10 protein-coding genes are annotated in these 12,390 nt (G+C 69.3%); 6 read left to right on the forward strand and 4 right to left on the reverse strand.

Features of this window, described 5'->3' with window-relative positions:
- Positions 1–4: 4 nt before the first annotated feature.
- Complete coding sequence (locus tag ACTIFV_RS03415; protein ID WP_439591345.1) at positions 5–262, reverse strand: glutaredoxin family protein; 258 nt, start codon at positions 260–262, stop codon at positions 5–7.
- 131 nt (positions 263–393) lie between these two features.
- Here ACTIFV_RS03415 and ACTIFV_RS03420 point away from each other — a divergent pair, with 131 nt between their 5' ends.
- A complete protein-coding gene (locus ACTIFV_RS03420; RefSeq protein WP_439591346.1) occupies positions 394–1,002 on the forward strand; it encodes a hypothetical protein in 609 nt (202 codons plus the stop codon).
- Here the strand turns inward: ACTIFV_RS03420 and ACTIFV_RS03425 are convergent.
- Together ACTIFV_RS03425 and ACTIFV_RS03430 are read right to left on the reverse strand one after the other, a co-directional pair.
- A complete protein-coding gene (locus ACTIFV_RS03425) occupies positions 987–2,315 on the reverse strand; it encodes a UDP-glucose dehydrogenase family protein (RefSeq protein WP_439591347.1) in 1,329 nt (442 codons plus the stop codon). The genes ACTIFV_RS03420 and ACTIFV_RS03425 overlap by 16 nt on opposite strands.
- 93 nt (positions 2,316–2,408) lie before the next feature.
- Positions 2,409–2,864 (reverse strand): adenylyltransferase/cytidyltransferase family protein, encoded by a 456-nt coding sequence (locus ACTIFV_RS03430; RefSeq protein ID WP_439591348.1) that lies wholly within the window; start codon positions 2,862–2,864, stop codon positions 2,409–2,411.
- A 197-nt stretch (positions 2,865–3,061) separates the two neighbouring features.
- On the opposite strand from ACTIFV_RS03430, the gene ACTIFV_RS03435 reads away from it, so the two are divergent.
- Positions 3,062–7,123, forward strand: a complete 4,062-nt coding sequence (locus ACTIFV_RS03435) for a PKD domain-containing protein (protein WP_439591349.1) — start codon at positions 3,062–3,064, stop codon at positions 7,121–7,123.
- Positions 7,124–7,263: 140 nt separating this feature from the next.
- Entirely contained in the window at positions 7,264–8,409 is a 1,146-nt protein-coding gene (locus ACTIFV_RS03440) for a glycosyltransferase (RefSeq protein ID WP_439591350.1), read from the forward strand.
- A gap of 18 nt (positions 8,410–8,427) precedes the next feature.
- Here ACTIFV_RS03440 and ACTIFV_RS03445 read toward each other — a convergent pair whose 3' ends face one another.
- Positions 8,428–9,441: a glycosyltransferase gene (locus ACTIFV_RS03445; protein ID WP_439591351.1), complete on the reverse strand. Its 1,014-nt coding sequence runs from the start codon at positions 9,439–9,441 to the stop codon at positions 8,428–8,430.
- A gap of 88 nt (positions 9,442–9,529) precedes the next feature.
- Here ACTIFV_RS03445 and ACTIFV_RS03450 point away from each other — a divergent pair, with 88 nt between their 5' ends.
- The 3 genes from ACTIFV_RS03450 to ACTIFV_RS03460 all read left to right on the forward strand — a co-directional run bounded on the left by ACTIFV_RS03450 (position 9,530) and on the right by ACTIFV_RS03460 (position 12,336).
- The gene (locus ACTIFV_RS03450; RefSeq protein ID WP_439591352.1) at positions 9,530–10,441 is read left to right on the forward strand and encodes a glycosyltransferase family 2 protein; all 912 of its coding nucleotides are present in this window, start codon (positions 9,530–9,532) and stop codon (positions 10,439–10,441) included.
- 62 nt (positions 10,442–10,503) lie between these two features.
- On the forward strand, positions 10,504–11,571 hold the full coding sequence (locus tag ACTIFV_RS03455; protein WP_439591353.1) for a glycosyltransferase family 4 protein: 1,068 nt from the start codon (positions 10,504–10,506) through the stop codon (positions 11,569–11,571).
- A gap of 114 nt (positions 11,572–11,685) precedes the next feature.
- Entirely contained in the window at positions 11,686–12,336 is a 651-nt protein-coding gene (locus ACTIFV_RS03460) for a hypothetical protein (protein ID WP_439591354.1), read from the forward strand.
- The last annotated feature ends 54 nt before the right edge of the window (positions 12,337–12,390 follow it).

Here is a 12,390-nt window from a genome sequence, read left to right on the forward strand (position 1 = left end):
CGCGTCAGATGAGCGCGAGCTCGCGGAGCTTGGCCTCGACGTCGGCATTCGACGGCTCGACGTGGTGCGTGGCATCCGGATACACCACGACCGGGATGTTCGTGCGCCCCGAGATCTCGCGCGCGACGTCGGCCGCGGCCGGGTCGGCCACGAGGTCGACGTACGTGTACTGGATGCCGAGACCGTCGAGCTGTGACTTGGTGCGGACGCAGTCGCGGCACCAGTCGGCACCGAACATCGTGATCGTGGAGGGAGAAGTCATGCGTCCATTCTTCCGGATGGATCCTGGGTGCCGGGTGGATGCCGCGAGGGCACTACCATCGCTCTCATACCCGCTTCGTCCCCCCGGAGGCTCCCCTGGCCAAGCAGCCGGCCCGCCCGACGATCCTCGTCGTGTGCACCGCCAATGTGTGTCGTTCGCCGCGCGCCGAATACGAGCTGCGCGAGGCCTTCGCCCGTGCGCCCCAGTTCGCGTCGATCCGCGTCGCGAGCGCCGGCACGGACGCCCCCCGCGCAGAGCACATCTGCGAGGTCGTGCGCGACTCGGGCCGATCGGACGGGCTCGCGAAGTACAACTGGCTCGAGTTCGCCGATCAGCACCGGTCGGCTCCGCTCACAGCGGCGAAGATCGCTTCGGCGAAGCTCATCCTCACAGCCGGGCCGGAGCATCGCGCGGCAGTCGCGCGGGTCGCCCCGGTCGCGCGCTCGCGGACCTTCACCCTCCGCGAGGCGCTGTGGCTCGGTGAGGGCTTCCGGCCCGGGCACGACGGCGTGGCCGCCGTGCCCGAGTTCGCCGCCTACGCCAACGGCCGACGCGGGATGACCGCGCCTCCCGTGCCGCCACGACGGTTGCCCTGGTCGCCTCGACCGAGCGGCGCGCTGTCGATCGACGACACGCACGGCGCTCCGGCGAAGGAGCATCGGGCCACGATCGATGCGGTCTCCGACGTCGCGGGGCGACTCGGAGCGCTGCTGACCGGAGCCGCCTACTCGCCCAGCTGAGGCCGACCGAGCCCGCGGTACGTCCACCCGGCGGCGTGCCACGCGGCCGGGTCGTAGCTGTTGCGGCCGTCCACCACCCGCCGCTGGGCGACGACCTCGCCCAGCGCGCCGGGGTCGAGGTAGCGGTACTCATCCCATTCGGTGACGAGCACCACGACATCGGCATCAGCGACGGTGTCGTCGAAGGATTCGCGGAAGTCGAGCTGCGGGTGCAGTCGTCGCGCGTTCGGGATCGCGTACGGGTCGGTGGCGCGCACGTCGGCGCCGAGGCCCTTGAGCCGGACCGCCACGTCGAGGGCGGGGGAGTCGCGCACGTCGTCCGAGTGCGGCTTGAAGGCGAGGCCGAGGACCGCGACCTTCTTGCCGAAGGGCTCTCCGTCGAGCAGGTCGACGACGTGATCGACGACCTTCTGCCGACGCCGGAGATTGATGGCATCCACCTCTTTGAGGAAGGCGACCGACTCGGCGCGACCGAGCTCCTCGGCGCGGGCGATGAACCCGCGGATGTCCTTCGGCAGGCATCCGCCGCCGAACCCGACGCCGGCGCCGAGGAAGCGCCGCCCGATCCGTGCGTCGAAGCCGATCGCGTCCGCGAGCTGCGTGACATCGGCATCCGTCGCCTCGGCGATCTCGGCCATCGCGTTGATGAACGAGATCTTCGTCGCGAGGAACGCGTTCGCGGCGACCTTCACGAGCTCGGCCGTCGCGAAGTCGGTGAGAACGAGGGGTGTGTCGGTCGCGAGGGCGTCCGCGTAGACCTCGCGCATCGCGGCTTCGGCGGTCGCGGCGGCATCGGCATCGCGCGGCAGTCCGACGACGATGCGATCCGGCGTGAGGCTGTCCTTGACCGCGAAGCCCTCACGCAGGAACTCGGGGTTCCACGCCAGGATCGCGCCCGGGGCGCCTTCGGCGAGTACGTCCTGCATCCGCGCGGCGGTGCCGACGGGCACGGTCGACTTGCCGACGACGACGTCACCGGGAGCGAGGTGCGGCAGGAGATCGGCGAGGGCGGCATCCACGTACGTCAGATCGGCCGCGTTCGAACCGCGCACCTGCGGGGTGCCGACGGCGATGAAGTGGACGGTGGCCTCCGCGGCGGCGGCGATGTCGGAGCTGAAGCGCAGACGGCCGGTCGCCCCGGCCTCGGTCAGCAGCTCGGGCAGCCCGGGCTCGTGGAAGGGCGCGATTCCGGCCCGCAGCGCCTCGATCTTCGCCTCGTCGACGTCGATGCCGACCACCTCGTGGCCGAGGCTCGCCATCGCGGCCGCGTGGACGGCTCCCAGGTAGCCGCATCCGATGACCGAAATCCGCATTGCTCTCCTCACGTCGTTCGAGACCCGCTCACCCATCTTGGCCGACGGCACGCGCAGGAAGGCGCGATCCACCGCGCCTTCGGGTCGGGCGCCTCAGGCGTTGACGACGCTGCCGTCGGCGGAGGCGCCGTTCGAGAGCGCGTCGAGTGCCGTGCGCAGGCGGGTGCTGGAGGTGTGGACGGTGTACGGGAAGTAGACGACCTCGACGCCCACGGCCCCGAGGTCCTGCTCGAGACGCTGACCCTTCTCGGTGCCGCGCCAGTCGTCGCCCTTGAAGAAGTGCGTGAAGTGCACGTCGCGCCACGCGTCGAGCTTGTCGGGCGAGGTCTCGATGTAGACGTGGTCGACGAAGCCGATGTGCCGGACGATCTCGGCGCGCTCGAGCGTGGGGACGACGGGGTCGACCCCCTTGACCGCGCGGAGCATCTCGTCGCTCACGACGCCGGCGACGAGGACGTCGCAGTTCTCCTTCGCGTGACGAAGGATGTTGAGGTGCCCGACGTGGAAAAGGTCGAAGGCGCCCGCGGCATAGCCGATACGCAGAGTCATGTGATCCCCCAGAGATCGCCGGGCCCCCAAGCCCGATCCGTGCATCCCGAATGCACGTTCGCCCAGTTTAGCCAGGCGAATGTTACGAATGCGAGAAGTCTCACCAACCCTGAGGGTCCCCTGAGGGTTGCCGCGTCCTCCGCAGGGTGCGATACTTCGCGGTGTCCGGCAGTGCGCACCGTTCTGGGGAGGGTGCAATGGGATCTTCGGAGTCGTCGTCCCGCACGTTTCATCGTCGACGCCCGCTCACCGCGCTCGTCTTCGCGACGATCGTCGCGGTCGCCGGTTCGCTGCTGGCCGCCGCGCCCGCGTCCGCGGCGGCACCGTCCGATGCGGTCCTCGTGTCGCCCGCGGACGGCACGGTCTCGTCGACGCCCGATCCACAGCTGCGCGTCAATGTGAGCGACTCCGACGGAGATCCGCTGACGGTGACGTTCGAGGGGAGGCGCAAGGGTGCGACGGTTCCGGGGCCGACGGATGCCGATCCCTTCACGTTCGCCGTCATCCCCGACACGCAGAACTACACATCCAACGGGCCGACCGCACCGATCATCGCGCAGCAGGCCCAGTGGCTCGTCGACACGCGCACGACGCTGAACACGCAGTTCGTCGTGCAGGTCGGCGACCTCGTGAACGACTGGCCCAACGCGACGCAGTGGCAGCGCGTGTCGAACGGCCTCAAGGTCCTCGACGACAACGGCATGCCCAACGCCGTCGTACCCGGCAATCATGACTTCGACAACGCCACCGGTGCGCACACCGCGTACGACACGTGGTTCCCACCCAGCCGTTACCAGAACGCGATCTGGACGCCGTCGACGGCGAGGTACGGCGGCTACATGGGTCAGAACCAGTTCGGTGCGGATGCCGAGGACCGCGCGAACATGAACAACTACTCGCTGTTCACCGCGGGGGGTGTGGACTGGCTCGTGCTGGGACTCGAGTGGGAGGCGTCCGCGGACGCTCTCGCATGGGCGGACCGGGTGCTCGCGGCGCATCCCGGCCGCCAGGTGATCATGTTCACCCACGCATTCGTCAACCTCCCCGGCTCGCGGCGGACGTTCGCGCAGCGACCGGGCGGAACCCCACCCGAGACGACCTGGGGCTCGTTCGTCCGCACGCACTGCCAGGTCAGGCTCGTCGTCAACGGCCACGAGCACGCCGGCGATCTGGGCGAGGCGCGTCGCACCGACGACAACGCGTGCGGGAAGCCCGTGCACCAGATCCTGTCGGACTATCAGGCCCGTGCGAACGGGGGCAACGGGTGGCTGCGCTACTACCGCTTCGACCCTCCGACGGGCACGATGACCGCCGTCACGTACTCGCCGTATCTCAACCAGTACGAGACCGACGCCGACTCCGCCTTCACGCTGCCCTTCCTCCTCTCGCCGCCGGTGGCGGCTCCGTTCACGACGATCTCGACGGTGACGGCATCCTCGGGGACGACGGCCGGCGCGAGCTGGCCATCCCTCCTTCGCGACACCGACTACGAATGGCGCGTCCGCGTGAGCGACGGCTCCGCCACGACGACCTCCAGCACCTGGACGGTTCGCACACCACCCGAGGACACCGTCCTCCGTGACGACTTCTCTCGCACGTCCACGGCGGGCTGGGGGGTCGCCGACTCCGGACAGACCTGGACTCCCACCGGGTCCGGGTTCTCGACCGACGGCGCCTCGGGGCGCATGACCATCGCTCCGGGGCAACGCCGCGACGTCTCGGCGGGCGCGGCGACCGGCGCCGACGCGAGCATCCTCACCTCACTCGCGATCACTCCGACCCCGACCGGGTCGGCGACCTACACGTCCGTGTGGGCCCGACGCAGCGTCGCCGGCGACTACCGGGCAACAGTGACGTTCCGCGTCAACGGCCAGGCGCCCGACGTGACCCTCTCGCGCAAGGTCGGCCCCACCGAGACGAACATCGCCACATTCCGGATGCCAGCGGCGCTTGCCACGGGCGCTCGCGTCAACCTGCGGTTCGAGACGGAAGGGTCCTCGCCAACCAAGTTGCGCGCGCGTGCGTGGGTGGGCGCCGTCGAGCCCTCGACATGGAACCTCGACACGACGGATGCCACTGCCACGCTCCAGGTCGCTTCGGGCGGCCTGGGACTGAGCACGTACGTCTCGAGCACGTCGGCGTCGGCATCCACCGTGATCGTCGACAGCATCCTCGCGACCCGGCTCGGATCCGTCCCGCCTCCCGTCAACGCGGCCCCCGTCGCCGCCATCGCGGTGACGTCGCAGAGCGGCCGAACGGTCGCCCTGAGCGGAGCGGGATCGAGCGACGCCGACGGCACGATCTCCTCCTACGCCTGGGCATTCGGCGACGGCACCACCGCTGCGGGCTCCGCCGCATCCCGCACCTACACATCCGACGGGACGTACACGATCAGTCTGACGGTGACCGATGACGACGGAGCGTCCGCCACAACGAACACGTCGGTCACAGTGGCCGCCGTCCCACCGCCCAATCAGGCTCCGGTCGCGGCGTTCACCTCAAGCGTCGCAGGCCTCGCTGTGTCGGTGGACGGGGCGACGAGCGCCGACACGGACGGCACGATCGCTTCATACGCCTGGACGTTCGGCGACGGAGCGACCGCGACCACCCGGGCGGCGTCGCACACATACCCGTCAGCCGGAACGTACAGCGTCTCGCTTCTGGTCACGGACGACGACGGCGCGACCAACACCACGTCCACGACGATCACCGTGACGGCCCCGCCGATTTCGGGTGTCCTCGCGCGCGATCTGTTCGAGCGCACGGGAGCGAACGGCTGGGGTACAGCGGACCAGGGAGGAGCGTGGGCGATCTCAGGCGCAGCATCGCGATTCAGCGTGGCGAGCGGTTCGGGCATCATCAGCCTCAACACGTCGACCGGCCAGCAGGCCGTGCTGCCTGCTGTGTCGAGCACGAGCACGCGCGTCGCGACCACGTTCTCCGTCGACAAGATCGCTGCTGCACAGTACATCTCCGTGATCGGCCGCCAGGTCGGCTCCGAACAGTACCTTCTGCGCCTCCGAGTCGGCGCGGACGGCGGGGCGACCCTGCTGGCGATGCGCGGCGGGACGGCCATCGGCGCGAATTACGTGGTGCCAGGACTGACGATCACGCCAGGCGCCCTCTACAACGTCGTCTTCGACGTCACCGGGACGGCTCCGACTACCCTGTCGGCCAAGATGTGGCGGTCCGGCACGACCGAACCCGCATCCTGGCAGTTCACCCGCACCGACTCAACCGCCGCCCTCCAAGCCGCGGGCTCCGTGGGACTGTTCAGCTACGTACCCACGGCGGCGAACGCCTTCCCGGTCGCGCTGTCCTTCAGCGAGTTCACGGTGACCGATCCCAACGGCGGTCCCCCACCCCCGAACGTCGCGCCCACGGCGAACTTCACCACCAGCGCCATGGGTCTGACCGCGTCGGTGAACGGGTCGACCAGCACCGACGCGGACGGCACGATCGCGTCGTACGCCTGGGCGTTCGGAGACGGCGCGACCGCCTCCGGCGCGACGTCCTCGCATGCGTACACGGCGGCGGGCACGTACACGATCACTCTCACCGTCACCGACGACGACGGGGCGACCAGCGCGACCTCGGCGCCCATCACCGTCGTGGCGCAGCCTGTCAGCGGGAACGTGCTGGCGAAAGATCTGTTCGAGCGTTCGGGAGCGAACGGGTGGGGTTCCGCCGATCAGGGCGGCGCGTGGTCCGTGACCGGCACGGCCGCGCGCTTTTCCGTCGCGGGCGGCGCCGGCGTCGTCTCGATCACGACAGGACAGGGACAGAACGCGAACCTCACCGCCGTGTCCAGCGCGTTCACGCGCGTCGTCGCGGAGTTCTCCGTCGACAAGGTCGTCGAGGGGCACTACATCGCCGTCGTCGGTCGGCAGGTGGGCGCCGCGCAGTACATCCTGCGCATGCGACCGGAAGCGGGCGGTGCGCTCAGGCTGTACGTCCTGCGCGACGGGAACCTGCTCGGCAGCGCGATCCTCGTGCCCGGGCTCATGGTGACACCGGGCCAGAAGTACACCGTCGCCTTCGAGGTCACGGGCACGTCCCCGACCACGCTCAATGCGAAGGTGTGGCGCTCGGGCGACGCCGAGCCCGGCTGGCAGGCGACGCGCACCGATTCGGCGGTGGGGATGCAGACGGCCGGCTCGATCGGCGTCTTCACATGGCTGCCCTCGTCGGCCACTGCATCCAATCCGGTCGCCGTCGCCTTCTGGTCGCTCGTCGCCACGGACACACGCGGCCCCTGAGACTATCGGCCTTTCCCCAGGGCGCGGGGGTTGACGTGGTCTGTACACTCACAGGTGGGGATACCCGGTTCGCGTCTGCCACATGACGGAGGATCGGGCGTGTTGCTGGGGCGACGCGTATACACACTTTGGGGAGAGCCATGGAGCTCACAATCGTCGTGCCGACGTATAACGAGGCGCCGAACGTCGCAGAACTCGTGCGCCGGGTCGCAGACGCCACGCGTGCCATCGATGCCGAGATCTTGTTCGTCGACGACAGCACCGACGACACGGCCGCCGTCATTCGCGAGGTGGCCGCGTCGGCTTCGCTCCCGGTGCGGGTGATCCATCGCGACGACGCGCGCGGCGGGCTCGGCGGCGCCGTGGTCGAAGGGCTCGAAGCCGCGGCATCCGATGTCTGCATCGTCATGGACGGGGATCTCCAGCACCCGCCCGAGGAGATCCCCAACCTGCTGCACCGGCACCGCCGCGGCGACGCGGACGTGGTTGTCGCCTCGCGGTACACGGGAGCCGGCTCGGCGGAGGGACTCGCCGATCGCGGCCGCGTCCTCGTGTCGCGTGCGTCCACGATGGTGACGAAGGCCATGTTCCCGATGCGCCTCAAGGACGTCTCCGACCCGATGACGGGCTTCTTCCTCGTCGACCGCAGAGGCGTCGACCTCGAGGGGCTGAAGCCCCGCGGCTTCAAGATCCTCCTCGAGATCCTCGCCCGCAAGGTCGTGCGCGTCGCCGAGATCCCCTTCGAGTTCGCCGACCGCTTCGGCGGCGAATCGAAGGCGTCATTCCGGCAGGGACTTCATTTTCTCACGCAGCTCACGGCGCTGCGCTTCGGCAAGATGTCGCTCTTCGCCATCATCGGCGGACTCGGAGCGCTCGCCAATCTCGCGATCATGTGGGCGCTCACGCAGATGGGCGTCAACTACATCGTCGCGGCGATCATCGCAGCCGAGATCACGATCGTCGGCAACTTCCTGCTGCAGGAGCGCTTCGTGTTCCGCGACATGAAGGGCGACGCCTCCGGCGTCTGGGCGCGCTTCGCCAAGTCCTTCTCGTTCAACAACGCCGAGGCTGTCATCCGCATCCCGCTCATCGCTGTGCTTGTCAACTCGTTCCACATCTCGAGCGTGATCGCTGCGGCCATCACGCTCGTCGTCGCGTTCTTCGTGCGCTTCCTGTTCCACTCGCTCGTCGTCTATGCACCGCGCAAGGCGACCCCCAAGTCGTCCCGGGTGCGGACCATCGTCGAGGGGCTGGATGCCGAGGCCGTCAAGCCCGGTGAGCTCTGACGCCGAGCGCCGTGAGGCTCAACGCGCTCTTCGATGACCGAGCGCCGTCGTGAACACCACCACGTGCTGGTGACCTGCGTCGGCCCAATCCCGGCGCGACAGGTCGGGCGATCCGTTCGTCTCCGCCGTCGCGGCGACGGCCTCGCGCAGGCGTTCCGGCGTGATGTCACCGTCGAACTGGTGCACCCACCCGGCGCCGACTTCGGCGGACAGCAGCTCGTTGACCTCCGTGCGGGGCACGAGGACGGGCCGGTCGAGCGAGAGCGCCGCGAGCGCACCGCCGGAGTTGTGCATGAAGCGATAGGGGAGGACCACGATCTGCGAGCTGGTCGCGATGTCGACGAGCTCGGCGTCGTCGAGGAAGCGGAGCGTCGCCTCCGTGCGGGGCGCGGCATCCACCAGCCTACGGATCGTGGCTTCGAGTTCGGGAGTGCTGGGGCGACCGCCGAGACGCAGGCTGATCGCGGCGTCCTCGTCGGCCGCAGCCGCGTACGCCTCGACCAGATGCTCGACGCCTTTGTAGCGACGTATGAGCCCGAAGTAGCCGATCCTGCCGGCGACCGCAGAAGCCTTCGGGAACTCGGCGAACCAGTCCCGGTAGTGACCGTGCGGGATGAGGGTCATGGGAGACGACCACGGACTCGTCGTGACCGGATTGAGGATGATGCGATGATCGGTGCGCCGTTCGAGCGCGAGGAGCAGTCGACGGGTCGCGGCGTCCACATCGGGCAGCTCGAGGTTGTGCGCCGTGCGCACGATCGCGGCGCGGGTCAGGGCGAGCTTCACCAGCAGCGCGCGGAAGAGAGTCCGCTTCGCGAGGCGCTTCCATCCGGCATCGCCTTCGAGCATCACTTCCGGCCAGTGGAAATGCATGACGTCGACGCGCCCGAACAGCGCGGGTCGCCACGAGAACGTCGTGTGCTCGATGTCGTGCTCGACCGCGAGGGAGCGATCGAGCATGACGATGTAAGGGTTCGTCGTCGGTCGCGGTGTGCGGAACGACTGCATGACCCTCGGTCGACGCGAAGTCATCCGTCCCCTCACATGACGCCGGTTCGTGAAGGGCCAGCGTATCGGGTCGAATGCGACCCTCCGTTATCGTGGTGCGGGAGGGGGATGCATGGCCGACAGCGCTCCGCGCATCGGCGTGGTCGTCGTGAACTACGGGTCGCACGATCTCGTCGCGCACAATCTCGGGCGGCTGGCTGACGAGGCTCCGCATCTCGACATCATCGTCGTGGACTCCTTCTCGTCCTCCGAGGAGCGAGCTGCAGTCAGCGCGCTCTGTCATGACCGCGGGTGGACCGCTCTGCTCCTGGACGAGAACGCCGGATTCGGCGGCGGCGTGAACCGAGGCGCTTCGGCGGCCTTCGAGCGCGGTGCGGACGTGTTGTTCGTGATCAACCCCGACGCCGTCATCGGGGCGGGGGATGTCGCATCCCTCGCAGCGCACTCCGCCGGCGACGATGGATGCCTCGTCGCGCCGGTGATCCGTCGCCCCGACGGCAGCCTGTGGAGCGAGGGCACCGACCTTTATCTCGACGACGGAACGATGGCGGGGGTGCGTCATCGCAGCGCGCACGGCGAGCGGGCTCGCATGTTCTGGGTCTCAGGGGCGTGCTTCGCCCTCTCCCGCGCCCTCTGGATGCGGATCGGGGGCTTCGACGAGAGCTACTTCCTCTACTGGGAGGATGTCGACCTCACTCGGCGGATCCTCGATCTCGGCGGTGAGGTCCGCATCGTGCGTGACGCGAGCGCCGTACACGACGAAGGCGGCACGCACGGAGGTCGCGCCGATCGACGTGCCAAGTCCGAGACCTACTACTACTACAACATCCGCAATCGCCTGCTCTTCGCCCGACGCAACCTCACGGAGAGCGATGTCCGGCGGTGGCGCCGGTCGGCGCTGGCGGTGTCGTTCGGCATCCTCCTGCAGGGCGGGCGCCGCCAGCTCGTCACGTCGATCGAGCCGTGGCGCGCGCTCGTGATCGGACTGCGGGACGGGCGTCGCGGGAAGACCGGAGCGCGCTGAGGCGCGGTCGATCCCGCACCGCTGGCAGGATTGACCCGTCCGCACGATCAGGGGAGCGCGCATTGCGACTTCGAGCACGGCGAGCCCGTCTCTATGAATCCATCCGCACGGCGCACCTCGAGCGGGCGCGACAGCTCACGCCTGCGGCGATCCTGTACCGCGAACGGCGCTACGACTTCGACCCGACGCTCGCCGAGGGGCTCGAGCTCGTCCAGGCGGGCCCGGTGCAGGCCGCGCTGCTCCTGCGGCGCTCGCGCCTCGACGCGCTCGAGGTCAACGAGCCGCTCATGCGCTCGAGCATCCTGGCGACTGCTCTCGCGATCTTCGCGGCACGGGCGCTGCGACGGCGTCGCCCGCGGATCGTGACGTACGCGATCGAGAATGCCGATCCCTTCGACACGACGCGGGTGGGTTGGAAGCGGCGAGCGAGGTTCGCCGTCGAGCGAAGGCTGGCGGTGTACATCTGGAGACGGGTGGATGCCGTGGCCTTCGGCACCGCCGGCGCTCGCGATCTCTACCGGGCGCTCCTTCCGAACCGAGCCGGCCTCCGCCAGATCCTCATCCCCGCGCTGCCGGCGCGGCCGGACGACCTGCCGAACGCCCCGCGCGGAGAGACCGTCGTGTTCCTCGGCGCTTTCGTGCCGCGGAAGGGGCTGCCGCTCCTGCTCGAGGCGTGGCCGCTCGTCGTCGCAGAACTGCCCACCGCACGGCTCACCCTCGTCGGCAAGGGGGCGCTCGAGGATGCCGTCCGCACTGCGGCCGGTGCCGAGGCATCCATCGATGCCATCCTGGACCCGCCGCGCGCCGAAATCCGCCGCATCCTCCAGGCATCCCGCGTGCTCGTGCTGCCGTCGCAGCCGTCTCCGACATGGCGCGAGCAGGTCGGTCTGCCGATCGTCGAAGGCCTCGAAGCCGGCTGCTCGGTCGTCACGACCGATGAGACGGGCATCGCGCCGTGGCTCATCGAGCACGGCCACGCCGTCGTGAAGGGTTCGGCGACGGCGTCGCAGCTCGCGCGCGCGATTCTCGACCAGCTCGCACGCGGCGATCGGGCCGTGGCGATCGCCGCGAGCCTTCCGCTCGAGGACGGACGCCTGCGCGCGGACCGGTGGATGTTCGACGGTGTCTGACCCCGAGGCGAACTCGCGACGTTTCCACGGCACGCTCACAACCGCGCCACGATAGAGTCTGGTTCGCTGGGAGCCTGGGGAGTGCTCCCCCAGCGGATCTGGGAAGAGAACACGATGACTGAACACGTCGACTCCACTGCCACCACCCCGTGGTGGCGCCGCCGAACGACTCTGATCGTGGCGGGCGCCGTCGTGGTGGTCGCCGTGATCGCGATCGTCGTGGCGGTCTTCGTCTCGAGAGGCGGCACACCGTCGGCCTCGCCGTCCCCGACGGACTCCGCGACCGGGACGGCGTCCCCCTCCCCGTCGGTCACTCCCGATGCCTCTGCCGGTCCGTCGCCCACCGAGACCGCCGATGCCGGGCCGTTCCCCGAGCTGCCGCCCGTCGCGCCGGACGAGCCGTCCGAGACTGACGCCGCGACAGTGCAGATCGCGAAGGTCGAGCATGTCGATGGCGAAGCGGTCGCCCCGGGCGATGTCGCCGGCGCGGCCATCCGGCTCACGATCGACATCACCAACACCGGCACGCAGCCCCTCGACCTCGGCCTCGTGGTCGTCAACGGCTACATGGGCCCCTCCCTGGATCCGGCCGAGATCTTCACCAAGCCCGGCGGCAGCCCTGTCTCGGGTTCGCTCGCTCCCGGTCAGAAAGCGACCGGCGTCTACCTGTTCCGCGTTCCGATCGACCGTCAGAACGATGTGACGATCGTCGTCGACTATCTCCCGGGGCAGCCGGCGATCGTGTTCAAAGGCTCCTTCGCTTAAGACGAGGACATGTTTGCCTGAGGAAACGCCCAGCGTCGCGGAAGACGTTTGACA

Origin of the sequence: Microbacterium sp., from assembly GCF_051860965.1 — a bacterium.
Classification (GTDB): domain Bacteria; phylum Actinomycetota; class Actinomycetes; order Actinomycetales; family Microbacteriaceae; genus Microbacterium.

What these genes read in the sequence shown, in the direction of transcription:
- ACTIFV_RS03425 (WP_439591347.1), bottom strand. Translation starts at nt 2,315, where the DNA reads ATGCGGATTTCGGTCATCGGATGCGGCTACCTGGGAGCCGTCCACGCG.
- ACTIFV_RS03415 (WP_439591345.1), bottom strand. Translation starts at nt 262, where the DNA reads ATGACTTCTCCCTCCACGATCACGATGTTCGGTGCCGACTGGTGCCGC.
- ACTIFV_RS03430 (WP_439591348.1), bottom strand. Translation starts at nt 2,864, where the DNA reads ATGACTCTGCGTATCGGCTATGCCGCGGGCGCCTTCGACCTTTTCCAC.
- ACTIFV_RS03435 (WP_439591349.1), top strand. Translation starts at nt 3,062, where the DNA reads ATGGGATCTTCGGAGTCGTCGTCCCGCACGTTTCATCGTCGACGCCCG.
- ACTIFV_RS03450 (WP_439591352.1), top strand. Translation starts at nt 9,530, where the DNA reads ATGGCCGACAGCGCTCCGCGCATCGGCGTGGTCGTCGTGAACTACGGG.
- ACTIFV_RS03460 (WP_439591354.1), top strand. Translation starts at nt 11,686, where the DNA reads ATGACTGAACACGTCGACTCCACTGCCACCACCCCGTGGTGGCGCCGC.
- ACTIFV_RS03440 (WP_439591350.1), top strand. Translation starts at nt 7,264, where the DNA reads ATGGAGCTCACAATCGTCGTGCCGACGTATAACGAGGCGCCGAACGTC.
- ACTIFV_RS03445 (WP_439591351.1), bottom strand. Translation starts at nt 9,441, where the DNA reads ATGACTTCGCGTCGACCGAGGGTCATGCAGTCGTTCCGCACACCGCGA.